At 66.1% G+C, this 25,044-nt stretch carries 20 protein-coding genes and 2 riboswitches; of the genes, 6 read left to right on the top strand and 14 right to left on the bottom strand.

Annotation, left to right across the window (positions count from 1 at the left end):
• Positions 1-87: 87 nt before the first annotated feature.
• Positions 88-1,500, top strand: coding sequence for an amino acid permease (locus AC1RL5_RS01040; RefSeq protein ID WP_072449959.1), 1,413 nt, complete (start codon positions 88-90; stop codon positions 1,498-1,500).
• Between the two features lie 117 nt (positions 1,501-1,617).
• Positions 1,618-2,778 carry a hypothetical protein gene (locus tag AC1RL5_RS01035; RefSeq protein WP_065364338.1) on the top strand — a complete coding sequence of 387 codons (1,161 nt, stop codon included), beginning with the start codon at positions 1,618-1,620 and terminating at the stop codon, positions 2,776-2,778.
• Positions 2,779-2,781: 3 nt separating this feature from the next.
• Here the strand turns inward: AC1RL5_RS01035 and AC1RL5_RS01030 are convergent, their stop codons facing one another.
• The 12 genes from AC1RL5_RS01030 to cobW all read right to left on the bottom strand — a co-directional run bounded on the left by AC1RL5_RS01030 (position 2,782) and on the right by cobW (position 18,813).
• Positions 2,782-3,957 (bottom strand): acetyl-CoA acetyltransferase, encoded by a 1,176-nt coding sequence (locus tag AC1RL5_RS01030; protein WP_015636069.1) that lies wholly within the window; start codon positions 3,955-3,957, stop codon positions 2,782-2,784.
• 109 nt (positions 3,958-4,066) lie between these two features.
• A complete protein-coding gene (locus AC1RL5_RS01025; RefSeq protein ID WP_072449957.1) occupies positions 4,067-4,579 on the bottom strand; it encodes a hypothetical protein in 513 nt (170 codons plus the stop codon).
• 81 nt (positions 4,580-4,660) lie between these two features.
• The gene (locus AC1RL5_RS01020) at positions 4,661-5,635 is read right to left on the bottom strand and encodes a cyclase family protein (protein WP_053159283.1); all 975 of its coding nucleotides are present in this window, start codon (positions 5,633-5,635) and stop codon (positions 4,661-4,663) included.
• A gap of 194 nt (positions 5,636-5,829) precedes the next feature.
• Positions 5,830-6,588, bottom strand: coding sequence for an SDR family oxidoreductase (locus AC1RL5_RS01015; RefSeq protein ID WP_011061923.1), 759 nt, complete (start codon positions 6,586-6,588; stop codon positions 5,830-5,832).
• A gap of 48 nt (positions 6,589-6,636) precedes the next feature.
• A complete protein-coding gene (locus AC1RL5_RS01010; RefSeq protein ID WP_093403975.1) occupies positions 6,637-8,085 on the bottom strand; it encodes an aldehyde dehydrogenase family protein in 1,449 nt (482 codons plus the stop codon).
• Between the two features lie 4 nt (positions 8,086-8,089).
• A complete protein-coding gene (locus tag AC1RL5_RS01005; protein WP_041118883.1) occupies positions 8,090-9,202 on the bottom strand; it encodes a tartrate dehydrogenase in 1,113 nt (370 codons plus the stop codon).
• 161 nt (positions 9,203-9,363) lie between these two features.
• A complete protein-coding gene (locus tag AC1RL5_RS01000; protein ID WP_065364340.1) occupies positions 9,364-10,266 on the bottom strand; it encodes a LysR family transcriptional regulator in 903 nt (300 codons plus the stop codon).
• Between the two features lie 84 nt (positions 10,267-10,350).
• Positions 10,351-11,997 carry a phospholipase D-like domain-containing protein gene (locus tag AC1RL5_RS00995; protein ID WP_093403978.1) on the bottom strand — a complete coding sequence of 549 codons (1,647 nt, stop codon included), beginning with the start codon at positions 11,995-11,997 and terminating at the stop codon, positions 10,351-10,353.
• A 182-nt stretch (positions 11,998-12,179) separates the two neighbouring features.
• Positions 12,180-12,776, bottom strand: a complete 597-nt coding sequence (locus AC1RL5_RS00990; protein WP_077934426.1) for a vWA domain-containing protein — start codon at positions 12,774-12,776, stop codon at positions 12,180-12,182.
• Positions 12,777-12,829: 53 nt separating this feature from the next.
• Positions 12,830-13,837: a magnesium chelatase ATPase subunit I gene (locus AC1RL5_RS00985; RefSeq protein ID WP_072449947.1), complete on the bottom strand. Its 1,008-nt coding sequence runs from the start codon at positions 13,835-13,837 to the stop codon at positions 12,830-12,832.
• 128 nt (positions 13,838-13,965) lie between these two features.
• Positions 13,966-17,739 carry a cobaltochelatase subunit CobN gene (gene cobN, locus AC1RL5_RS00980; protein WP_093403981.1) on the bottom strand — a complete coding sequence of 1,258 codons (3,774 nt, stop codon included), beginning with the start codon at positions 17,737-17,739 and terminating at the stop codon, positions 13,966-13,968.
• Positions 17,740-17,742: 3 nt separating this feature from the next.
• Positions 17,743-18,813, bottom strand: coding sequence for a cobalamin biosynthesis protein CobW (cobW, locus tag AC1RL5_RS00975; protein ID WP_492589035.1), 1,071 nt, complete (start codon positions 18,811-18,813; stop codon positions 17,743-17,745).
• 98 nt (positions 18,814-18,911) lie between these two features.
• Positions 18,912-19,123: riboswitch (cobalamin riboswitch) on the bottom strand.
• A 141-nt stretch (positions 19,124-19,264) separates the two neighbouring features.
• A riboswitch (cobalamin riboswitch) is annotated at positions 19,265-19,490 on the top strand.
• A gap of 96 nt (positions 19,491-19,586) precedes the next feature.
• Here cobW and AC1RL5_RS00970 point away from each other — a divergent pair.
• The 4 genes from AC1RL5_RS00970 to cobM all read left to right on the top strand — a co-directional run bounded on the left by AC1RL5_RS00970 (position 19,587) and on the right by cobM (position 21,727).
• Positions 19,587-19,775 carry a CbtB domain-containing protein gene (locus AC1RL5_RS00970; protein ID WP_011061932.1) on the top strand — a complete coding sequence of 63 codons (189 nt, stop codon included), beginning with the start codon at positions 19,587-19,589 and terminating at the stop codon, positions 19,773-19,775.
• Between the two features lie 11 nt (positions 19,776-19,786).
• Positions 19,787-20,488, top strand: a complete 702-nt coding sequence (locus AC1RL5_RS00965) for a CbtA family protein (protein WP_103289999.1) — start codon at positions 19,787-19,789, stop codon at positions 20,486-20,488.
• A complete protein-coding gene (locus AC1RL5_RS00960; RefSeq protein ID WP_093403987.1) occupies positions 20,485-20,898 on the top strand; it encodes a cobalamin biosynthesis protein in 414 nt (137 codons plus the stop codon). The genes AC1RL5_RS00965 and AC1RL5_RS00960 overlap by 4 nt, the downstream gene beginning before the upstream one ends.
• Positions 20,899-20,980: 82 nt before the next feature.
• The gene (gene cobM, locus AC1RL5_RS00955) at positions 20,981-21,727 is read left to right on the top strand and encodes a precorrin-4 C(11)-methyltransferase (RefSeq protein WP_093403989.1); all 747 of its coding nucleotides are present in this window, start codon (positions 20,981-20,983) and stop codon (positions 21,725-21,727) included.
• A gap of 173 nt (positions 21,728-21,900) precedes the next feature.
• Here cobM and nfuA read toward each other — a convergent pair whose 3' ends face one another.
• Positions 21,901-22,485: a Fe-S biogenesis protein NfuA gene (gene nfuA, locus AC1RL5_RS00950; protein WP_011061936.1), complete on the bottom strand. Its 585-nt coding sequence runs from the start codon at positions 22,483-22,485 to the stop codon at positions 21,901-21,903.
• Positions 22,486-22,627: 142 nt separating this feature from the next.
• On the bottom strand, positions 22,628-24,919 hold the full coding sequence (locus AC1RL5_RS00945; RefSeq protein WP_123577981.1) for a fatty acid cis/trans isomerase: 2,292 nt from the start codon (positions 24,917-24,919) through the stop codon (positions 22,628-22,630).
• Positions 24,920-25,044: the final 125 nt, after the last annotated feature.

Below are 25,044 nucleotides of genomic sequence, written 5' to 3'. Positions count from 1 at the left end.
CGCCACCCCAACCTACAACCACAGCGCGCAGCCCCAACCACCCTGCACTGCCAAAACTCGACAACTATAAAATCAAGAGGTTTTGTGATGACTCCAGATACCCTCGGGGCCCCTGCGCGCCCTGTGCTGCAACGCACCCTGCATAACCGTCATATCCAGCTCATGGCCATGGGCGGCGCCATCGGCACCGGGCTGTTCATGGGCTCGGGCAAGATCATCGCCATGTCCGGCACTTCGATCATCCTGATCTACATGATCATCGGCCTGTTCGTGTACCTGGTGATGCGCGCCATGGGCGAGCTGCTGCTGTCGAACCTGCAGTTCAAGAGCTTCGCCGACTTTGCCGGCGCCTACCTGGGGCCGCGCGCGGCGTTTTTTCTCGGCTGGTCCTACTGGCTGAGCTGGAGCGTGGCGGTGGTGGGCGACGCCGTGGTGGTGGGCGGTTTCTTCCAGTACTGGTTCCCCGGGGTGCCGGCCTGGATGCCCGCGATCAGCATGATGCTGACGCTGTTCGCCCTCAACGTGCTCACGGTGCGGCTGTTCGGCGAAGTGGAGTTCTGGTTCGCCATCATCAAGATCATCGCCGTGGTCACCCTGATCGGCGTCAGCCTGGTGCTGATCGCCAGTTCGTTCGTCTCGCCCTCGGGCGTGACCGCCTCGCTGGGCCACCTGCTGGACCGGCAAGCGGCCTTTCCCCACGGCCTGCTGGGCTTCTTCGCCGGGTTCCAGATGGCGATCTTCTCCTTCGCCGGCACCGAGCTGATCGGCACCGCCGCCGCGGAAACCCGCGACCCTCACAGCACCCTGCCCAAGGCCATCAATGCCATACCGCTGCGGATCATCCTGTTCTACGTGCTGGCCCTGGCCTGCATCATCGCCGTGACCTCCTGGCAGCAGGTGTCGCCGAACAAGAGCCCGTTCGTCGAGCTGTTCCTGATTGCCGGCTTCCCGGCGGCGGCGGGCATCGTCAACTTCGTGGTGCTGACCTCCGCCGCTTCCTCGGCCAACAGCGGCGTGTTCTCGGCCAGCCGCATGCTCTTCGGCCTCGCCGACCAGGGCAATGCGCCGCGCCTGTTCAAGCGCCTGTCGAGCCAGAGCGTGCCGGTCATCAGCCTGAGCTTCACCACCCTGCTGATGCTGCTGGGGGTGTTGCTGCTGTACGTGGTTCCCGAGGTGATGACCGCCTTCACCCTGGTGTCCACGGTGTCGGCGATCCTGGTGATCTTCACCTGGTCGACCATCCTCGCGTCCTACATCGCCTACCGCAAAAAGCACCCACAACTGCACGCCCGCTCGCGCTACAAGATGCCCGGCGGCGTGCCCATGGCCTGGTTTGCCCTGGCCTTCCTGCTGTTTGTCCTGTGCCTGCTGGCCCTGCGCCCGGACACCCGCCTGGCGCTGTGCGTGATGCCGGCGTGGTTTATCTGGCTGGGAATCGCCTATCGCCTGACGGCGGGGCGCAAGGGGCGAGGTCATGGCCGTGCGGCATACCCGCGCTGAAGCGCAACAGTGCCAGGGATGGCACTCCCGGCTGCGGCTCAAAACGTAAAAACATCGACACACCCCCTACGGTCTTGGTCTACTCGCGCGCCATCAACGTAGCCAGGGAGTGCTCACATGCAAGTCGCAGGCCCCACCTTTGAAGAGGTGTTAAGGAAGAATTTCAAGCGCGTGCTGACCTATTGGAGCCAGATCGGCACGGTCATGGGCTTGAGCGCCGTTGGGTTGGGGTTGATCAGCCTATACATGTACACCCGGGCGATTGGCCGCACCGACCTGTTCATGGCTTCGATCGATGCAAAGTCGGCGCTGATGATCTGGCTGGTCATAGTGCTGGTGCTCATGAGCGCGTTTCTGTTTCTGCTGACCGTCACCACTCTGCTGTTCTGGCTGTCCGCCAGCCTGTTTCACAGAACCCCGGGGCGCCTGAAGGATGTAGTGGTGTGGCTGACACTTCCGTTCCTGGTGGGGTTCCTGGGATATGTCGTTGTCATTTACTACACCTCAGGCTGGCTGCCGGTAGGGCAATCCCTGCTTGGGCTGCTAGTGCTGTTTCTGCTCAGTTGCTGGGGGGTACTGTCACGCCCGGCGTTCAAAAAGGTAATTGAGGAAAACCTGACACCCACCAGGGACAAAATGGACTTTCTGCTTGTGTTGCTGACCTGCCTGCTTGGCACGCTCTGCGCAGCGCTGTTCCCCAGCCTGGTGACACTCAATGCCTATGTGAGTGAAGTGAGCAGCGACTCCCCGCACTATGTGGCGGCATTGAATCTGCTGATCCTGATCCTTACGTTGCTACCGGTCGTGATTTTCTACCACAAGGCCGGAAGCCTCAATAAACGCATCCTGTATTCGATATTGTCGGTGGCACTGTTTGCCCTGGCGTTTCTGTTTGTACTGCCTGGGGCCATGAGCAAGGTCACCTACAAGGCCGCAGGAGGGCTGGATGTACGCCAGGACGAAATCGAACGCTTCGTCCTGCTGGACGATCTTGAACTGCATGACCTGGACCCGCTGATGTGGAATACCCGCCTGACCTCGCAGCGCCACCTGGAGGTCCAGGGTTTTCAGCTGTTCTCTTTCGGTGAAACGCTGTTGATCTGTCCCAAGGGGCTACGCAACTTGCGGCTCAACCAGATGCACACCTATACCCGCCACTGCATCAAGACCCGCAACAGCTCAGTGACCCGTAAACCGCCAGGACCGCTGTACATCTCTCAACCGGCCTGTGCCAGCCTGGCGCCCCCTGCGACATGCTGGAAGCCGCAGGGTTCCTGACGCTTACACCCTGACGGCCTGCAACACCGAGGCGTAGTTGGCCACCGCCATGCCGCCCATGTTGAACAGCAGGCCGAACTCCGGCGAGCGCGCGGCGAGGCCAATGGGCTCGCCGGTCAACTGGCGAAAGCCCAGGGCATGCATCGACACACCGGTGGCGCCCACCGGATGCCCCTTGGCCTTGAGCCCGCCGGAGAGGTTCACCGGCAGGCGTCCGTCGGCATTCACCCAGCCTTCGTCCAGGGCTCGATGGCCTTCGCCCTTGGGCGCCAGGCCCATGGCTTCATAGATCAGCAGTTCGGCGATGGTGAAGCAGTCGTGGACTTCGGCGAACGCCAGGTCGTCCAGGCCCAGGCCGGCCTCGTGCAAGGCGCCCTGGATCGCCAGTTGCGGGCCTTCGAAGGCCAGCACGTCGCGGCGCGCCATGGGCAGGAAGTCGTTCACCTGGCTCAGGGCGCGGATCGCCACTTCACGGCGGAACTCCCGGGCCCGGCGCGGCGACGCGAGGAGGATCGCCGCCGCGCCGTCGCTGATCAGCGAACAGTCGGTCAGGCGCAGGGGCTCGGCGATCAGCGGGTTGCCGGGCGAAACGCTGTTGCAGTGGGCAAAATCCATGGCCCGATGCATCTGCGCCAGGGGGTTGGCCATGGCGTTGGCGTGGTTCTTCACGGCAATCGCCGCCATGGCAGCCAGGGGGCTCTGGTAGCGCTCGGTGTAGCGCTGGGCCACTTGGCCGAACAGTTGGGCAAAGCTCAGGCCGGCCTCTTGCGGGTCGTTCTGGTAGCCGGCCCCGGCCAGGGCCCGGGTGACCTCGGCGGTGCTGTTGCCGGTCATCTTTTCCGCCCCCACCACCAGCACCAGTTCGGCGGCGCCGCTGCGGATCGCGTTGATCCCGGCCTGGATCGCCGCCGAGCCGGAGGCACAAGCGTTTTCGCAGCGGGTGGCCGGCTTGAAGCGCAACTGCGGGTCGGCCTGGAGCATCAGGGACGCGGGAAAACCATCAGGCACCAGCCCGGAGTTGAACTGGCCGAGAAACAGCGCATCGATCGCCCCGGCGTCAATGGCGGCGTCCACCAGCACGTCGCGGGTGACCTGGACAATCAGGTCTTCCAGGCTGCCATCGAGGCGGCCAAAGCGGGTGTGGGCCGCCGCGACGATGCAAACGGATTCATGGTTCATGGGGGTTCTCCTGTACTGAAGGCGGGTGGTCCCGGCCAGCGGCCCGCATACGCAAGGGTTCTCGGCCGGGGTGACTGCCCATCAGTGTAGGTAGTGTTGCGCCAGGTGCTCAGGTCAGCGCGGCCTGGGCATCCAGGCGCAGCAGCTGCAAGGGTTCCAGAGTGGAGCCCTGCAAAGATTCCCCGGCATACAGCGCCTCGTTGGCCATGGCCATTTCAGCGCTGCGGCCAGCCACCATTTCGTAGGTCTTGCGCGGCAGGACCTCGCTCCAGCCGTTTTCAAAGGTGTTGTAGGCCAGGGTCAGCGCGGCGGTGAAATAGTGCTGGCCGGCCACTGGAACCCGGACCTCCTCACCCTTCTCATCCAGGGCGATGAAGTGGTTGGGCAGGTGTTTCACCCCCAGGCGCTTGAGCACGATCCAGGCCAGGGCCGATGGCACGAAGGCGTTGAGTTTTTCCGCGGCGATGGCCGAGTAGCCACGCGCCTGCAGCAGTTGGACGATGTCGTCCTCGCTGGCCTCGGGGTGGTCGGCCATCAACCCCAGGGTATCGAGCACGCCCTGATGGGCATTGGCGTGATCCAGGCAGCAGCTGCAGTCCGGCGAATGTGAATCGTCATGCATGATCGGTCGATGATCCCTATCGGTCTTGGTGAGGGGGCGCAGGATAAACCCTGCGCCTGCCTCGCCACCAGCAAACAGCGGTTACTTGATGACGATGGGGTTCACCGGCGCTCCGCTGCCGCCGACGATCTTCAGCGGCGCGGCGGTGTAGAGGAAGGTCCACTGGCCATCGGCGGCGCAATCCTCGGCCAGTTCTTCAAGCAGCACGATCTCGGTGAAGGCGATCCCCAGGTTGCGCATCAGCGCGCAATGCAGGGGAATCTGCACCCCGGACACCGGGTCGGTGATCACCTCGTTGGCGATGGTGTCGGTGACCAGATTGGGGATCTCCATCTGGTTGAACCAGTCCACCAGTTCCCGGCTGTAGGTCAGCCCGGGTTCCACCAGGTCCTTGAAGAACTCGGTCTTGCCGTACTCGTAGAAGGCGCCCATGGAACCGGTGCGGATGATGAGGATGTCGCGCTTCTCGATGGCCACGCCCTGGGCCTGGGCAGCGGCCAGCAGGTCCAGATGGTTGAAGGTCTCGCCGCGCCCCAGGTACTTCTTGCCGCGGTGCCGGGCCATGTCGATCAGCACCGCACGGCCCACCACGCCGCGCTCGGCAATCGGCAACACACTGGCCTTGGCCATGCCGCCGACAGTGCTGCTGGCGTCGTAGCCGTTCCACAGCTGGTTGTCGTACCAGGCATGGCCCAGGGCGTCGTACTGGGTCGAGCCCTGCAGCTGCATGAAGATCACGTCGTCGCAGTACTCGGCACCACCGGTCATGGAGGGCTGCTTGCCGGCCTGATAGTGGCTGCGGTCCAGGGTATTGAAACGCATCGACGGGTTGCGTGCCGGCCACATCGGGTCGCCGCCGGGATGGCCGATCTGCACTTGCAGGGTGAAGGTCTTGCCCTGGCGCACGGCGGCCACGCCCCGCAGTACCTCGGCCTGTTGCAGGTAGTTGAGGGCACCGACTTCGTCGTCCGGGCCCCACTTGCCCCAGTTCTTTGGCAGGCCTTCAAGCAGTTGCCGGGTATTGGGGTGGTTCTTGTCGTTCTCGATCCCACACATGTCGAATGCACTCCATTGATTGGGTTGAAACGGGCGAAAATGCTCGCGTGGCCTTGCCTGGCGATCAACCGTCAAGCCCCGGCGCCCCTCTGGAACCTTGCGGCCCTGTGGGCCGTTCGCAGCCTGCGGCAGCGGCTACACGAAGCCCGGATCACACGCGCCGGGGGCTCTGGCCTGGAGGGTTTTACAGATCATCAGACGCAACGTCCACCATCCACTTCCAGACAGGTGCCGGTGATGAAGGCCGCCTCGTCAGAGGCCAGGTACAGGCAGGCGTTGGCCACATCCTGGGGGGTGGAGAAGCGCCCCAGGGGAATGGTGGCCATGAACTTCTGGCGGTTTTCCGGGGTGTCCGGCACCCCCATGAATTCACTGAGCAGGGCCGTGGCGCCCACCACCGGGTTGACGCAGTTGACGCGGATGTTGTCCGGCCCCAGCTCGGCGGCCATGGTCTTGCTCATCACCACCACCGCGCCCTTGCTGCCGTTGTACCAGACCAGCCCCGGACGCGGCCGGATCGCCGCCGTGGAGGCGATGTTGATGAACACCCCGCCACCCTGGCCACGAAAATGCGGCACGAAGTGCTTGGCGCTGAGGAAAATGCTTTTGACGTTGACCGCGAACACCCGGTCGAACTCGGCCTCGTCCACTTCCAGCATCGGCCGGTTGCGGTGGGTGGTGCCGGCGTTGTTGACCACGATGTCCAGGCCGCCGTATTGCTCCAGGGTGTTGCGCAGCAGCGCGGCAACGCTGGCGTCCTGGGCCACGTTGACCTCGATGAAGTGGGCCTGGCCGCCGGCATCGCGGATTTCCTGCGCCACCCGCTGGCCGCCCGTGGCGTTCATGTCGGCGATTACGACCCGGGCGCCCTGCTGGGCGAAGGTCTTGGCGATGCCTTCACCAAAGCCGGAACCGGCGCCGGTGACGATGGCAGTTTTATGGGCTAGACGCATGCTAGTGACTCCTTTTTTTGTTGTTATTGGCCGCCGTAGTGGCGGCCCTCAGTCGTGACGAATGGCGATGGTCTTCAAGGCGGTAAAGCCCAGCAGCGCCTCGAAGCCCTTCTCGCGGCCATAACCACTGGCCTTGACCCCGCCGAAGGGCAGTTCGACGCCGCCACCGGCGCCGTAGTTGTTGATGAACACCTGGCCACAGCGCAGCTTGTGGGCCATGCGCAACTGACGCGCGCCGTCCCGGGTCCAGACCCCGGCCACCAGGCCGAAGGCGCTGTCGTTGGCCAGGCGGATGGCGTCGGCCTCGTCCTCGAAGGGCATCACCGCCAGCACCGGGCCGAACACTTCCTCCCGGGCCAGGCGACTGTCTGGCGGCACATCGCGAAACAGCACCGCTTCGTGGAAGTAGCCGCCGCTGCCGGCCTCGGCCACCACCTGCCCACGGGCCGCCACCGGGATGCCGGCGGCCTCGGCCTCGCGGACGAACTCCCGGACCTGGCGCAGCTGTTTCTGGTTGATCAGCGGGCCCATGTCCAGGTCCAGCTCCGAGGGCCCGGCACGCAGTTGGCCAAAGCACTGGGCCAGGCGTTCCAGCAGCGGTTCATACAGGCTGCGCTGCACCAGCAGGCGGCTGCCGGCGGAACAGGTCTGGCCGCAGTTCTGCACGATGGCGTTGATCAGCACGGGCAGCGCCCGCTCCACATCGGCATCGGCGAAGACGATCTGCGGCGACTTGCCGCCCAGCTCCAGGGTTACCGGGCAATGCCGTTCGGCCGCCGCCTTGGCCACCAGGGCGCCGGTGCCGGTGGAGCCGGTGAACGAGATATGCGCGACGCCAGGATGGGCGCACAACGCGGCACCGGCTTCGTGGCCATAGCCGCTGACCACATTCAGGCTGCCCGCCGGGAAGCCGACCTGGGCCGCCAGCTCCGCCAGCCGCAGCAGCGACAGGCTGGCGTCCTCGGCGGGCTTGACCACGCAGGCATTGCCCGCCGCCAAAGCGGCGCCGACGCTGCGGCCGAAGATCTGCATCGGGTAGTTCCAGGGAATGATGTGCCCGGTAACGCCATGGGGCTCGCGCACCGTGAGCACGGTGTAGCCGGCCTGATAGGGCAAGGTCTCGCCGTGGAGCTTGTCGGCGGCCCCGGCGTAGTACTCGAAATAGCGCGCCAGGGCGGTGGCGTCGGCGCGGGCCACCTTGAGTGCCTTGCCGGTGTCCCGGGCTTCGATCTGCGCCAGCTCTTCGTGGTGCTCCAGCACTGCATGACTCAAGCGCGCCAGCAGACGCCCGCGCTCCAGGGCCGAGAGGCTGCCCCAGGGGCCGTCGAAATTGTCCCCCAGGGCCCGTTGCGCGGCCTGCACCGCCAGGTCGATATCGTCGGCGGTGCCCCGGGCGATCCGCGCGTAGCTGATGCCGGTGCTGGGGTCCTGCACCGGAATGTCTTCGGCCCAGGATGAGGCTTGCCATTGGTTGTCGATGTAGTGTTCGAGGGTCATCTGTTCAGCTCCTGTTTCCAGCCAGACACTCGGCAATCGCCCGCCCCACTTCCACGGTACTGGCAGTGCCGCCCATTTCCCGGGTGCGCGGCCCTTCGGCGAGCACCGTCTCGATGCTTTCGACAATCGCCGCAGCGGCCCGCTGGTAAAGTTCATCGCCCTGCCCCAGGTGTTCGATCATCAGGGCCGCCGACCAGATCTGGCCGATGGGGTTGGCCACGCCGAGACCGGCGATATCCGGCGCCGAACCATGCACCGGCTCGAACAGCGAGGGGTACAGGCGCTCCGGGTTGAGGTTGGCCGAGGGCGCAATGCCGATTGTGCCGGTGCAGGCCGGGCCCAGGTCGGAGAGGATGTCGCCGAACAGGTTGGAGGCCACCACCACGTCGAACCAGTCCGGGTGCTGGACGAAGTGCGCGCAGAGAATGTCGATGTGGAACTTGCGGGTCGCGACCTGAGGGTAGGCCTGGGCCAGCGCCTCCACCCGTTCGTCCCAGAACGGCATGGTGATGGCGATGCCGTTGGACTTGGTGGCCGCCACCAGGTTGCGCCGGGGCCGGCGGCTGGCGAGTTCGAAGGCGTAGTTCACCACCCGGTCCACACCATGGCGGGAAAACACCGACTCCTGCAGGGCAATCTCCCGCGGGGTGCCCTCCCACATGCGCCCGCCGACGCTGGAATACTCGCCCTCGGTGTTTTCCCGCACCACGATGAAATCGATGTCCCCCGGCGCCCGCCCGGCCAGCGGGCACGGCACCCCGGGCATCAGCCGCACCGGGCGGATGTTCACGTACTGGTCGAACTGGCGGCGGATCTTCAGCAGCGAATCCCAGACCGCAATATGGTCGGGCACGATGTCCGGCGCGCCCACGGCGCCGAAGAAGATCGCCTCGTGGCCACCGATCTGCTGCGCCCAGTCGTCGGGCATCATGCTGCCATGGGCCTGGTAGTGCTCGCTGCACCAGTTGAAATGATCGAATTGCAAGGCGATGCCGAAGCGCCGGCTGACGGCTTCCAGCACACGCAGGCCTTCGGGGACCACTTCGCGGCCGATGCCATCACCGGCGATCACCGCGATGCGATGGGGAGGTTTTACAGCGGGATTGATCCTGGACAAGCCGTCTCTCCTGGTCTGACGTGTTGTTGTTATGGAGGCAGGTCAAGCGCACGGGCGAGCCCATTCTGGCCACAGCGCGGGGCCAGTGGGAATTGCTCATTATGGAAACCGCCTTCGCAAAATTCGAAGGCACGCGGGAAGAGTCCTGCCATGACCGGCGGCTAGCCCGCGGCTGCCGCGGCCTGCTCGCAACCGGCCAGGTAGTCGAACAGCTCGCGGCTGGCCAGGGACGGCTGTTCCTGGCGCCGGCAGAGGTACATCTGGCGGTCGGCCCAGGGGTCGTCGATTTCGATAAAACGCAAGGCCATCTCCTTGCGAAAGATCTGCACCGCACCCTGGGGCAGCACCCCCACGCCCTGCCCTGCGGCGATCAGCCGGCACACGGCCTCGAAGCTGCGCACCTGCACCCGCAGGCGCAAGGGCATGCTCACCGCCGCGGCCGCCTCGCTGATCAGGGGAGTGATCGCGGCGTTGTCCTCCAGGCCGACGAAGTCATAGCCCAACAGGTCCTGAAAGCGCGCGCGGCTCATCTTGAACGGGTGGTCCTGGGGCACGATCAGGCACAACCGGTCGCGGCAATAAGGGATGAAATGCAGGTCCTGGCCCCGTGGCCGGGTGGTGACGATGCCCACATCGGCCACGCCGTCACGCACCGCCAGGAGGATCTCGCGGCTGCGCTCCTCGCGGATGTCCACGCGAATGCCCGGGTGCAGGTCGCTCCACTGGGTCAATTGCCGGGGCAGTTCCTGGCTCATGGCCGAACTGTTGGCGTACAGGCTGACCCGGCCGGTGGCGCCCTTGGCGAAGTCGGCCAGGTCGGCGTGCATCACATCCACCGCCCGCAACAGCGAGCGGGCGTGCTCGGCCAGGGCCTGCCCCGCCGCCGTCGGCAATACCCCGGTGGAGGTGCGGGTCAGCAGCGCCACCTTGAAATGCTGTTCCAGGAGCGACAGGCGCCGGCTCGCGGCGGACAGCGACAGGTGCGACTGCTCGGCGGCCCGGGACAGGTTGCCCAGGGTCAGGGCCTTGAGAAACAGCTCGATGGAGGTCAGGTCCGGGGCCATGGCAGGGTCCTTGTGCGCGGTCCGTGAAAACTACCCAGTCGGGCGCGCCCTGTCCAACCTTGTGGCGGCTGCTCGCAGCCCCGGTCAGCGCCCGGAAAAACGCAGCCGCGACAGCTGGCGCAGATCCCCTTCCAGGTAGTAGGCGTTGCTCCAGCTGTCGTCCACCGCCAGGGGCTGGACCTGCTTGAGGGCCAGTTGCCTGGCGAAGTAGCGGAAGCGGTAGTGTTCGTAGAACCGCAGCAGCTCCAGGCCGTAGCGGTCCGCCAGGTCGGTGTCGCCGCGGATGATCAGGAAGTTCTCGTCATTGCTCTGGCTCGCGCCGACGCTGAGGTTGTGACTGCCGCTGATGATCACCGGCGCCTCGCTGGTGAAGTCGGTGACGATGGCCTTGGTGTGCACCAGCAGGTTGCCCTTCTGGCCTTTGAGCCCCTCCTTGAGCCAGCCCTCCAGGCCATTGTTGAGCAAGGCGGTGGCGGCGAACTCGGCCGTGCGGTCGGCGTGAAAACCGGTGATGCGGCTGGCGGTGTTCTGCAGGCCGTAGCGCAGCACATCGTCGTGGGGCTGACCGAGCAAGGCATCGAGAATGCTGTCGGGCAAGGCGAAGGCGGTGACGAACAGCAGGTCGCGGCGGGCGCCGTTGATGATATCGACGAACTCCGCGAGGTCGCCCTGGCCGCTGCGCGGGGAAAACCCGGCGAACAGCGGCGCCTGCGGCTGCATGGGGTTGTTCCGGGTCAGCCACGTGCGCGTGGCGCCGACATCCGCCGGCGTCGCCCAGACCTGCTCGAACACCTCCAGGTAGCGCGTGGCGATGTCCACGTGGTCGAGGCTGTGCAACACGTTGGCCTGACGGTAGACACCATTGGCGGTGAAGTTGGTGCTGCCGCACAGCACCGACTGGGGCTGGCGCTGGCCGTTGGCGCCGAGGCGACCGAGGACGATGAACTTGTCGTGGAAGATCGCGTGGGTCACCCGCCCGCGCTTATTGGCCTCGGGCAGGTGCTGCAGGCTGGCCTGGTTCATCGTGGTGTCGGCATCGCCGGGGGCGGCGTGGTACAGCACCCGCACCTGTACGCCGCGGTCGAAGGCCGCGTTGACGGCATCGATGATCGCCTGCAACTGGTACTCGTAGATGGCGATGTCCAGGCTCCAGCTGGCGTCCGTGGCGCGCTGAATGAACCCCAGCAGCGCCTCCAGCAGGCCGTTTTCCAGCCACTGGCGGGGCGCGTCCGGCCATTTTTCGATGGGCAGGTTCTTGTTGGCGCTGAGCAACGCATCGAGTTCGGGAAACTTGCGCGAGAACGCCTGGCTGGCAGCCACCGCACGGTTGAAGATCACCCGCTGGCCAGGAGGCTGGCCGTTGTCGGCAGTGATGCTCAACTGCAGGGACTCGCCCAGTTGCGGCGCGTCCGGGCTGCCATAGGCCAGGTGCACCCGGTAGTTGAGGGTGGCGCCGGGGTTGACTGCGTAGTCGGCCCAGCGGAATTTCTGCAGGGGCGCCTGATCGCTGGGGGTGGCGTTGTATTGGGGGAAGGTATGGGCCTTGCCGGGGAAGGTCAGGCTGTTGAACAGAAACAGCCAGGGCTTGCTGCCGGTCTGTTTTTCGATGGCAAAACCCAACAGGCCCTGGCGCCGCGACGCATCCAGGTCCATGGCCAGCAGCACCCCGTTGGTTCCGGCATAGGCCTTGACCCGGAAATCGTCCTTGTCGTTACGCACCAGTACCCGCATGAAGTCACTCCTGTGAAAGACAGCGCAAAGCCTAGCTGCTTCCCGCCCCGGCATGCCAAGGCAAAACCCTGTAGCAGCCGGCTTGCCGGCGAAGAGGCCCTTGAAGACTTGCACTGCCAGGCCGGACGCTTTCGCTGGCAAGCCAGCTCCTACGGGGGATGTGCGGTGTGTCGGGGAGGTAGTCAGTCGATATGCTGGTAGACAGCGTTGAGCCGAGTCGCCAGTTCGCGGGCGCGGCCCAGGCGGATCGGGCCTCGTTCGATGTCGAGCAGCAAGGTCGGGCAGTTCAGGGGCCTGGGCGGTGGCAGGTTCTTCAGCCGGCCATCGGTGATCAGCAGCACGCGCTGCTGCTCCGCCGGCAGGCGCCGTTGGCGTTGTTCCAGCCACTGGGCCGCTTCGTTCAGGGCTTGGGGCAAGGGCGTGCCGCCGCCGGCACCCAGGCCGTCGAGCCAGTGCCGCAGGTCCCTGGAGGCCTTCAGGCCCTGGACCTGCCAGCTCGGCGCACGGCCGCTGGCAGTGAGCAGGGCCAGGCGTGCACGCTGGCGGTAGGCGTCGTCGAACAGTTGCGCCAGCAGGCCCTTGGCATCGCTCAGGGCGCTGTGCCGGCGGGTCGAGGCCGACGCGTCGACTATCACCAGCCACAGCTCATGGGGCGAGCGGCTGCGCAAGCGAAACAGCAGGTCTGCACGCAACCGTGGACGGCCTTTGAGCAAGGTGCCGGGCCAGTTGACCGAACCGGCGCTGGCCTCGCGGCTTTTGCCTTGCCGGCCGTGATCCAGGTGCCCCGCCCGGGGCTTGGCATCCGCCCCCCGGTCAGTGCGGGGGCGGATGCCTAGGGCTTTTTTGGCCAGCTGGGCACTTCACGACGGGCGCCGGTGGGCAGGGCCTGGGCCGGCATTTCGCCCCATTGGCCCTGGCCTTCGCTGGGGTTGGCGTTGGCTGACGCCGGTGCCTGGGGGCGTTGCCCGGACTGTGGCGCGCTGGGCGGTGTCTCCCGCCGCCGGTGGCGCAAGGCGAACTCGGCCACGGCGTCGATATCCTCCTCGGCAATCGCCGGGGCGCCACGCCAGGCGGCATGGGCGCGGGCCGCGCGCAGCCAGACCAGGTCGGCGCGCAGGCCGTCCACGGCAGCAGCAAAGCAGCGCTCGGTAATCAGCGCCAGGGCCTGGTCGTCCAGCGGGATGCTGGCCAGCGCGGCCCGCGCCCGCTGGCAGCGCTCGCGCAATGCCGCCTGGGGTTCGGCCCACTGGGCACAGAAGCCCTGGGGATCGCTATCGAAATCCAGGCGGCGGCGGATGATCTGCCCGCGCTCCTGAGGCGCGGGCTGGCCGCTGAGGGCGACGTTGAGGCCGAAGCGGTCCAGCAGTTGCGGGCGCAGTTCGCCCTCTTCCGGGTTCATGGTGCCAATCAGCACGAACTTCGCCGAATGGCGATGGGAAATGCCGTCGCGCTCGATCAGGTTGGTGCCGCTGGCGGCCACGTCCAGCAGCAGGTCCACCAGGTGATCGGGCAGCAGGTTGACTTCATCGACGTAGAGCACGCCGCCGTCGGCCTTGGCCAGCACCCCCGGAGAAAACTGCGCCCGGCCCTGGCCCAGGGCGGCGTCCAGGTCCAGGGTGCCCACCAGACGCTCTTCGGTGGCGCCCAGGGGCAAGGTGACGAACTGCCCGCTGGCCAGGAGGTCCGCCAGGCCCCGGGCCAGGGTCGACTTGGCCATGCCCCGTGGGCCTTCGATCAGCACACCGCCGATCTTCGGGTCGATGGCGGTCAGGCACAGGGCCAGTTTCAGTGCTTCGGCGCCGACCACGGCGGACAGTGGGAAATGTGGGGTGTCGCTCATGTCAGGGTCTCGCTTGGGTCGGGGGGTGTCCCACAGGACGCTTTCGCGAGCAAGCTCGCTCCTACAACGGCAATGCCAGCCCTGTAGGAGCGAGCTTGCTGGCGATCGAGTGCGCAGCACTCGCCGCCTCAGGAATCTTCTTCTATATCCAGCAGCAGGTTTTCCAGGGCTTCACGATAATCGCCGGGCTCTTGCCACAGGCCACGCTGCTGAGCTTCCAGCAGGCGCTCGGTCATGTCCCGCAGGGCGTGGGGATTATGCTGGCGGACGAACTCGCGGGTCGAGCCATCGAGCAGATAGGCATCGGCCAGCAAGGCGTACTGGTGATCGTCGATCAGCTCGGTGGTGGCGTCGAAGGCGAACAGGTTGTCCAGGGTCGCGGCCATTTCAAAGGCGCCCTTGTAGCCATGGCGCTTGACCCCTTCGATCCACTTCGGGTTGGCCGCGCGGGAACGGATCACCCGATTCAGTTCTTCCTTGAGCGTGCGGATCTTCGGCAGGTCCGGCTGGCTGTGGTCGCCGTGGTAGCTGGCGGCCTTGGCGCCGCTGAGGCTTTCCACCGCCGCCAGCATGCCGCCCTGGAACTGGTAGTAGTCGTTGGAATCGAGCAGGTCGTGCTCGCGGTTGTCCTGATTCTGCAGCACCGCCTGCACTTGACTCAGGCGGGAGGCGAACTGCTCGCGGGCGGCAGTGCCTTCGTCGCTGCCACCATAGGCGTAGCCGCCCCAGTTCAGGTAGACCTCGGCCAGGTCTTCGCGGCTCTGCCACAGGCGGCCGTCGATGGCGCCCTGGACCCCGGCGCCATAGGCCCCCGGCTTGGCGCCGAAGATCCGCCAGCCGGCCTGGCGCGCGGCGGCGTCGGCATCCAGCCCCGACGCCTCCAGGGCCGCGCGCTCGGCACGCACCCTGGCCGCCAGCGGGTTCAAGTCCTCGGGTTCATCGAGAGCCGCTACCGCCTGCACCGCCGCATCGAACAGGCGGATCAGGTTGGCGAAGGCATCGCGGAAGAACCCGGAAACCCGCAGGGTCACATCGACCCGCGGCCGGTCCAGCAGGCTCAGGGGCAGGATCTCGAAGTCATCGACCCGCTGGCTGCCGGTGGCCCACACCGGGCGTACCCCCATCAGGGCCATGGCCTGGGCGATGTCATCACCGCCGGTGCGCATGGTGGCGGTGCCCCAGACCGACAGGCCCAATTGCAGCAGGTGGTCGCCGTGATCCTGCAAGTGGCGTTCGAGAATCAGGTTGGCCGACTGGAAACCGATGCGCCAGGCGGTGGTGGTGGGCAGGTTGCGCACGTCCACCGAGTAGAAGTTGCGCCCGGTGGGCAGCACGTCCAGGCGCCCGCGGCTAGGCGCGCCACTAGGGCCGGCAGGCACGAAACGCCCGTTCAGGGCGTCCAGCAGGCCGCGCATTTCCTCCGGGCCACAGGCGTCCAGACGCGGTGCTACCACCTCGCGCAGGCCGTCGATGATGCTCTGCACCGGCTCCCAGCCGGGTTCGTCCAGCTGTGGGACGGGCCCTTGCAGCGCCGCTTCGATCAACCCGGCGGCGTAGAGCTCCAGGCGCTCGCGAACGTCACCGGCGGTGCGCCACAGCGCCTCGCTCAACTGTTGCAGCACGGGCGGGCGGCGCCCGGTCCAGGGCTCGGACAGGGCACAGTCCAGGGGGTCGAAGCCCAGGCCGAAAGCCTTGGCCAGGGCCCGTAGCAGGCTGGCATGCGCGCCCTTGCCGTCGCCCCGGGGAATGCGTAGCAGGGCCAGCAGGGTGTCGATGCGCAAGCGCCCCTCGGGGGACTCGCCGAACAGGTGCAGGCCATCGCGGATCTGCGATTCCTTGAGGTCGCACAGGTAGGTGTCCAGGCGCGGCAGCCAGAGCGCGGCGTCGGCGTCGCTGTCGAGCTGTTCGCCCAGTTGCAGCTCGCGGTCGATATGGGTCTCGCGCACCAGTTTGAGGATGTCCCGCTGCAGCTCCCGGGCCCGGCGCGGGTCCAGCAACTGGGCTTCGTAGTATTCGTCCGCCAGCAGTTCCAGGTTGCGCAGCGGGCCATAGGTCTCGGCGCGGGTCAGGGGCGGCATCAGGTGATCGATGATCACCGCCTGGGTGCGGCGCTTGGCCTGGGCGCCCTCCCCCGGGTCGTTGACGATAAAGGGGTAGATGTTCGGCAACGGCCCCAGCAGCGCATCCGGCCAGCATTGCTCGGAAAGCCCCACGCCCTTGCCCGGTAGCCATTCCAGGTTACCGTGCTTGCCGACATGGATCAGCGCGTGGGCGCCGTAGGCCTGGCGCAGCCAGAAGTAGAACGCCAGGTAGCCATGGGGCGGCACCAGGTCCGGGTCGTGGTAGACCGCGCTGGGGTCCACCTGGTAACCCCGGGCCGGCTGGATACCGACGAAGGTCAGGCCAAAGCGCAGGCCGGCGATCATCATCCGCCCGTCGCGGCACATCGGGTCTTGCTGCGGTGTGCCCCAGCGCGCCAGCACCGCTTGGCGGTTGGCTTCGGGCAGGGCCTGGAACAGCGTCAGGTAGTCGGCCATGGCCAGGCTTTGCTGGCAGGGGCGCTGGTCCAGGCTGTCCAGGTCGTTGCTGACCCCGCCCAGCAACTGCTGGATCAACTCGGTGCCGCTGGCGGGCAGTTCGGCCGGCAGCGGATAGCCTTCGGCGTGCAGTGCCTTGAGGATGTTCAGCGCCGCTGCCGGGGTGTCCAGGCCCACGCCGTTGCCGATGCGCCCGTCCCGGGTCGGGTAGTTGGCCAGTACCAGGGCCACGCGCTTGTGGCCGTTGTCCAGGCGCCCCAGTTCGACCCAGCGCCGGGCCAGTTCGGCGACGAAATCCATGCGTTCGGGCTGGCCGCGATAGCAGACCACGTCCGACTGGCTGCGCTCGCTGCGCCAGGCCAGGTCCTTGAAGCTGATGGGCCGGCTGATGATGCGCCCGTCCAATTCCGGCAAGGCGATGTGCATGGCCAGGTCCCGCGGCCCCAGGCCTTGCTCACTGTCACGCCAGCCCGGTTCGTTGTCCTGGGCGCAGATCGCCTGGATCACCGGGATATTGCGGCGGAACGGCCGCAGGTGCGGGGCTTCGGGGCTGGACTGGGCAAAGCCGGTGGTATTGAGGATCACCCCGGCCGCGGTTTCATCCAGCCAGTCTTCCACCTGGCTCAGGCAGCCGGGCTCCTTGAGGCTGGCCACCGCTATCGGCAAGGGGTTGAGGCCCGCCGCCAGCAAGCGCTGGCAGAACAGGTCGATAAATCCGGTGTTGGCCGCCTGCAGGTGGGAGCGGTAGAACAGCAGCGCCGCCACGGCTTGCCCCGGCTGCCAGTCGGCCTGCCAGTCACTGAGGGCAGCCTGGCTTTTGTGCGGGTGGTAGATCGCCGTGCGTGGCAGGGCCTGCGGTTCGCTCCAGGGGTAGTCGCGCCCCAACAGGCCGCTGGCCAGGCAGCGGTAGAAATTCAGCGCGTTGTCGCGCCCGCCCTGGCGCAAAAACTGCCACAGGCGGTCGCGTTCGCCGGCAGCCACCGTGCTCAAGTCGCTGAGTTCCGGGTCCGGGCGGTCGTCCCCCGGCACCAGGATCAACTGCACCCCGCGCCTGGACAGCTCCACCAACTGCTCGACGCCGTAGCGCCAGTAGGCGATGCCACCGTGCAGGGAAATCAGGATGACCTTGGCGTGGCGCAGCACCTGGTCCACATACAGATCCACCGAGGCGTGGTTCTGCACCTGCATCGGATTGGCCAGGCGAAAGCTGGGGTAGTCCTCGGGCAATTGCTCGGCGGCGTCCGCCAGCAGCGCCAGGCTGGAATCGCCGCTGCACAGGATCACCAGCTCGGCGGGGGTTTGTCCCAGGTCGGCAATGTTGTCATCCGACACGAAACCGCCGGGCTGGGTCCTGAGCAGGTGCATGGCTTAGACGCTGAGGGCGGCGCGCAGTTGCGCTTCGAGCTGGGCGGCGTCCAGTTCCTGGCCGATCAGCACCAGACGCGTGGTACGGGCCTCGTCGGCGCCCCACTTGCGGTCGAAGTGCTTGTCGAAGCGCGTGCCCACGCCCTGGATCAGCAAACGCATCGGCTTGTTGGGGATCGCGGCAAAACCCTTGACCCGCAGGATGCCGTGCTTGACCACCAGTTGGGTCAGGGCGTCCAGCAGCAGGCTTTCGTCGGCCTGGGGCAGCTCGATGGAGATGGAATCGAAGGCGTCGTGATCGTGGTCGTCGTGATCGTCATCGCCGTCATGGTGATGGTCGTGGTGGCTGTGGCGGCCGTCGATGTGTTCCTCGGAACCGGCACCCAGGCCCAGCAGCACATCCAGGGGCAGGCGACCGCTGCTGGCTTCGATGACCTTGACCGCCGACGGCAGCTCCTCGGCCACTTCCAGGCGCACCTTGGCCAGGTCTTCGGGGCTGATCAGGTCGGTCTTGTTGAGGATCACCAGGTCGGCGCTGGACAGCTGGTCGGCGAACAGCTCATGCAGCGGCGATTCGTGGTCCAGGTTGGGGTCGAGCTTGCGCTGGGCGTCCACTTGATCGGGGAAGGCGGCGAAGGTGCCGGCGGCCACGGCCGGGCTGTCGACCACGGTGATCACCGCATCGACGGTGCAGGCACTGCGGATTTCCGGCCACTGGAAGGCCTGGACCAGAGGCTTGGGCAGCGCCAGGCCGGAGGTCTCGATGAGGATGTGGTCCAGGTCGCCACGGCGCGCCACCAGTTCGCGCATCACCGGGAAGAACTCCTCCTGCACGGTGCAGCACAGGCAACCGTTGGCCAGCTCGTAGACTCGGCCGCTGGCCTCTTCCTCGGTGCAGCCGATGGCGCATTGCTTGAGGATTTCGCCGTCGATGCCCAGCTCGCCGAATTCGTTGACGATCACCGCAATGCGCCGGCCCTGGGCATTGTCCAGCATGTGCCGCAACAGGGTGGTTTTGCCCGAGCCGAGGAAGCCGGTGACGATGGTGACGGGAAGTTTGGCCAGTGTTTTCATCGGATGCCCTTTGGCAAAAGGAGGCGGGCAAACGGGACGAGAACCACAACGCCGGGCGCGCGGAGATTTCGCCACCGGATCACCCCGCCCGGTTGTAGTGAGAATCTTGGATCGAGGCAGGTCTCCTGGCTGAGGGCTTGCCAGTCGTCGGACCGGCGATTGCTGCGCCTTCCCACCGGCGTCGTCGACGCCCATGCAGTGGCCTTGCAGCAATCGAACCCTTCACAGTTGCGGGGGCAGCCGCGGCATCGACCGCGTTCCCTTCTTAGCTTCGACCCGTGGCCGAAGAACCTCGAAAGCGCAAGGCTACGCAGAGCCAGGGGGACGGTCAATCGACAATGCGCCCGTAGCAGCCGGCTTGCCGGCGAAAGAGCCATTGAACCTTGCACCAGCGCGGCGCACACCTGCGCAGCGGTCACGGCAATTGACGCCCCTGCCCCGCCCATGATCTCCTACACACCTTGTTACGGGTGCCCTTTACAGGGTGAAACGGGAAACCGGTGAATCACGTGCTTAACTAAAAAGCCGTGGCCAGTCCGGTGCTGCCCCCGCAACGGTAAGCGAGCGAAGTGTCAGATCCACTGTGCCAAGGCATGGGAAGGCGACACTTGCCGGTACGGCATGACACAGCCCTGCCCCTCGCAAGCCCGGAGACCGGCCCGCAACACTTACATAACAACCCGCGGTGGGCGGGCGCTGTTGCAAACCCTGCGTGGCCATCACGCGGGGTTTTCCTGCGCCTCTACCCCGCTGACACTCCAGAGGGAAGCGCCATGTCGATCATCAGCAGCACCAGCCACTCCGCCAGCACGACCTCCACCCTGAGCCAGCGCCTGGTGGCCGCCATCGGCGCCTCGATCCTCGGCGCGTGCCTGGTGTACTTCGCCGGCTTCTCCCACATCGAGGCGGTGCACAACGCGGCCCACGACACCCGCCACAGCGCCGCCTTCCCTTGCCATTGAGACCTGCCGACATGATCAAGCGTATCGCGCAAACCGCAGGTTTCACCGGCCTCTTGGCCGCCCTGCTGCTGACCCTGCTGCAAAGCTTCTGGGTCGCCCCGCTGATCCTGCAGGCGGAAACCTATGAAAAGGCCCCCGCGGCCGAAGTCCATGAGCACGCCGAAGGCGCCATGGCCGCCCACAGCCACGATGCCGAAGCCTGGGAGCCGGAAGACGGTTGGCAGCGCGTGCTGTCCACCACCGGAGGCAACCTGGTGGTGGCCGTGGGCTTCGCCCTGATGCTGGCCGGCCTCTACACCCTGCGCGCGCCGAACCGCACGTCCCAGGGCCTGCTCTGGGGCCTGGCCGGCTATGCCACCTTCTGCCTGGCGCCGACCCTGGGCCTGCCGCCGGAACTGCCGGGCACCGCCGCAGCCGACCTGGCACAGCGGCAGATCTGGTGGGTCGGCACCGCCGCCTCCACCGCTGTGGGCATTGCCCTGATCGTGTTCGCCCGCAACTGGCTGCTGAAGGTCCTGGGCGCGGCCATCATCGCCGTACCCCACGTGATCGGCGCGCCGCAGCCGGAAGTGCATTCGATGCTGGCCCCGGAAGAACTGGAAGCGCAATTCAAGATCGCCTCGCAACTGACCAATGCGGCCTTCTGGCTGGCCCTCGGGCTGATCAGCGCCTGGTTGTTCCGGCGCAAGAGCGCGGGCCAGTACTCGGCATGATCGAAGTGAGCGCAGCGCCGACCCTGGTGGTCGGCCTGGGCTGCCAGAAAGGCTGCCCGGTGACCACGCTGCGCGCCTTGCTCGACCAGGTCCTGGCGGCGCACCAGTGGCAGGCCCGGCAGGTCCTGGCCCTGGCCAGCATCGACCTCAAGCGCAACGAACCCGGCCTGCTGCAACTGGCGGAGCAACTGCAACTGCCGCTGACCTGTTTCAGCAGCGGCCAGCTCGCCCCCTTTGCCCTGCGCCTGAGCCACCGTTCACAGATCGCCTTCGAACGTACCGGCTGCTACGGCGTGGCCGAAAGTGCTGCCCTGGCCCTGGCCGAACAGCTGTCACCCGGCCCGGCCACACTGCTTGTTCCCCGGCAAAAATACGCCCAGGCCACCCTGGCATTGGTCGCCGCCCGGTAGAATCCCCGATAATCCCCACCTTCGATCATGAGCAATCTTCATCTGAAGCACGGCTCCCGACCTTTTTTCACAGGACACAGCCATGACTGTCTATTTCATCGGCGCCGGCCCCGGCGACCCGGAACTGATCACCGTCAAGGGCCAGCGCCTGATCCATCGTTGCCCGGTGATCATCTACGCCGGCTCCCTGGTCCCCCAGGCAGTGCTCGACGGGCACCGCGCGGAGCGGGTGATCAATAGCGCCGAACTGCACCTGGAGCAGATCATCGAGGCCATCAAGCAGGCCCATGCCCGGGGCCAGGACGTGGCCCGGGTACATTCCGGCGACCCGAGCCTGTATGGCGCCATCGGCGAGCAGATCCGCTGCCTGCGGGAGCTGGGCATCCCCTTCGAGATCATCCCCGGGGTCACCGCCACCGCCGCCTGCGCTGCCCTGCTGGGGGCCGAACTGACCCTGCCGGACGTCTCCCAGAGCGTGATTCTTACCCGCTACGCGGACAAGACCGCGATGCCTGCCGGCGAGGATTTCGCCAGCCTGGCGGCCCACGGCGCCACCATGGCCATTCACCTGGGGGTCAATAACCTGCCGAAGATCGTTGCCGAGTTGCTGCCCCACTACGGCGCAGACTGCCCGATTGCAGTGGTGCACCGCGCCACCTGGCCGGATCAGGACTGGGCCCTGGGAACCCTGGCGGACATCGTCGACCAGGTGGCGGCCAAGGGTTTTCGGCGCACGGCACTGATCCTGGTGGGCCGGGTGCTGGCCACGGATGCATTCAGCGAATCGTCGCTGTACCGCGCCGGGCACGCCCACCTCTACCGCCCTTGACCCCCTTTGCGGGAGCTGGCTTGCCAGCGAAGGCGATCTGGGAATTGGTGCAAGGCTCTAGGGCCCTTTCGCCGGCAAGCCGGCTCCTACGGAGGCTTTTGGGGGGAGCTGGCTTGGGGGCATAAAAAAACGGCGCTCACGGGGCGCCGTTTTTTCAAGTCGCAGCGAACGCCTTAGTAGTAGGCGTTTTCTTTCTGCGTGTGGTCGGTGACGTCACGTACGCCCTTGAGCTCCGGAATGCGCTCGAGCAGGGTGCGCTCGATGCCTTCCTTCAAGGTCACGTCGGCCTGGCCGCAGCCCTGGCAACCGCCGCCGAACTGCAACACGGCAATGCCGTCCTCGACCACGTCGATCAGGCTGACCTGGCCGCCGTGGCTGGCCAGCCCCGGGTTGATCTCGGTTTGCAGGTAGTAGTTGATGCGCTCGTTGACCGGGCTGTCGGCATTGACCATCGGCACCTTGGCGTTGGGCGCCTTGATGGTCAGCTGGCCGCCCATGCGGTCGGTGGCGTAGTCGACCACCGCATCATCGAGGAAACCTTCGCTGAAGGCGTCGATGTAGGCGGTGAAGCTTTTCAGGCCCAGGGCCTTGTCTTCGGGTTTCTCTTCGCCCGGCTTGCAATAGGCGATGCAGGTCTCGGCGTACTGAGTCCCTGGCTGGGTGATGAAGATGCGGATGCCAATCCCCGGGGTGTTCTGCTTGGATAGCAGATCAGCCAGATAATCGTGGGCGGCGTCGGTAATGGTTATGGCGCTCATGGTGGTTCCTCGCAGACGTGGGCGCAGTTTACGCCAATCCAAGCCGCTGACAAAGTCCTAGTATTTTTGTCGGGATAGACTTTGGTATAGAGCGTCCCCGGGCCGCGCCAAGGCGCAGTCCGGGGGCGATGACAGCTCTATGTCAGAGGTTTTCGTAACGGTTCATGTCCAGGACCCCGGCTTCCACCGGGTCGGTTTCCTGCAGGTAGCGGGTCTGGTCATGGAAGTACTGCCAGAACTGCGGATGGCTGCGGCGGATGCCCCAGCGCTCGACGATCTTCTCGAAGCTGGCGGCGTCCCGGGCCGCCTGCATGGCGTCGACGAACTCCGGCACTTGCCCGGCCGGTACGTTGAACATGAAGTTCGGATAGCTGCTGAGTATCCCCGGGAATATGGTCAGGGTGTCCAGCCCCGGCTGGTAGCGCAGCGACTCGCCGAGCATGAAGGCCACGTTGCTGTGGGCGCGGTTGCGCAGCATGCTGTAGAACTCGCGCTTGCCGCTGGTGGTCTGGACACGCAGCAAGGTCGCCTCCGGCAACTGCTCGATGACCTTGAGGCCCGCCGCCGGGCGCGATGCCAGGCGGCTCAGGGCCTGCTCGGCATCCTGCAGCGCCGGGTCGATGTTCGGGCGTGAGCAGTAGGCGCTGTCACAGCGGTTGATCGGATCCGGCTTGGCGTTGAGGTCGCCATAGCGGGCCAGCAGTTGGTTGGCGAAGTCCTTTTTCGGGTCCTTGAGGTCGAGCTTCAGCGCGCTGCGCTTGTCGTCGTCGATGGACTCGTAATCCAGCCACATCTTGAACTTGCCGCTGTTCTGGTACCAATCGTCGAGGAAATCCTCGCGGGTGCCGGCGGGCATCAGGCGCAGGAAGTTCTGCTCCGCGCCATTGCGGATCAGGTCGAAGTACAACCGGGTCTGGGCCTGGTGGGAGACGTTGCCGAACACGTCGAAGTTCACCGCCAATTGATAGTAGGTGCGCTCCAGCAGCGGGTAGTCGAACAGCCACATCGTCTGTGGCACTTCGCCGATCAGGCCCTTGGTCACCGAGGCGCTGTCGAAGTGGCGGAAGATGCTCAGCAGCGCGTTGTCGTTGCCGGCCCACAGGGTCGACCAGCTGGGCGCCGGCGAATCGGCATAGGAATCGCGGCGCAGGGCCTCGTACTCGTTGCGCTTGTCGCGATAGGCCAGCCACAGGCTGAGCACGCTGCCCACGTCGTCGTTCTGCCCGGGCATGGCCAGCAACGGCGTGGCCTGGCCGCGATAGGCCGGGTCGGTGATGTACAGGTCATGTTCGGGGGCCTGGAACAGCGCCCAGAAGTTGTCGCGGATCACGTCGGTGGCGATCTGCCCGCGGCACACCGGGCCACGGATAAAGGTGCGCACGAAGTATTCGGCGTTATCCAGCATGAACTGGTAGCGGGCCTTGGCCGGAATCGCCTCGAAGGTCTCGAACGGATTGGCCCGGCGCGCCGGCCCGTAGCCCGGCAGGGCCGTGACCTGCCAGTCGCCGCTGTAGAACAGGGTCTTGACCCGGGCCATCTTCGCCGCGCTCAGCGGGTAGGTGATATGGGTCTTGTGCACGATCACCCCTTGCACCGGCCACAGGCGGTAGTACACCTGGGTGCCCGGGTCGTCGTTGGGGCGACGGGTGTTGATCAGGTCGATGGGCTGGCCACTGGGGGTACGGGAACGCACCCACTGGAAGAAATGCCCCGGCTCGCCGCCTTCAAAATAGAGATGGGCGAGGAACAAGTGTTCGTAGAGCCAGCGCGCCACCAGGCTCTCGCGGGCGCCAGGGGCGTTGAGCAGGTTTTCCCACTGAGCCACTTGCAGGCTTTCCCGGGCACTGGGGGCCAGGCCTTGCTCGTCGATGGGCGCGCCCGAGGCCAGCCAGCGTTGCAGGGTCAGGTATTGCTGATCGGTCAGGCCGGTGACCGCCAGGGGCATGCCTTCCTTGGGGTGAGCCCCGGCATAGGCGTCGAACTCCGCCGGCTGCGGGCACATGTTCTCGCGGCTCAGGCCCAGGGCGATCTCGCTGGGCAACTTGGCGTTGGGTTGCAGCGGGGTGCGATGGCCCAGTTCCAGCATGCGGGCCATCAGCGCCGCCTGGCTGCCTTGGGCGTCAAGCACCGAATAGAAGCCCTTCTGCTGCCAGGCACGCTGGCCGGTGGCGTCATAGAACAGCCGCGTAGGCGCTTGGGCCTTGCTGCGCTCGCCGTCGTACACCGGAATCTTCGAAGCACCGCGGCTGGCCCCTTCACCACTGCCCAGGTTGAGCTGACAGGCGGAGTCGTAACAGGCATGACAGGCCACGCATTTCTCGGTAAAGATCGGCTGGATGTCGCGGGTATAGGAAATCGCCGGCGCCGGACCTTGTGCCAGGCACACTGAACTCAGAAGCAGCAGCGCGCTGCTGACGATAAAACGAAACGGCATGTCCCTGGTCCCGAAAGAAAAAAACGCCGCGATTCTACCGGTCTCACCCCTCGACCAACATGAACGATATTCATGCAAAAACCACGCATGCCGCAAAACCATGCAGGTTTGCTATGATCGCCGCC

The sequence above is a fragment of the Pseudomonas sp. GW822-FHT06D10 genome (assembly GCF_058799535.1).
This window is presented reverse-complemented; position numbering and strand designations above follow the sequence as displayed.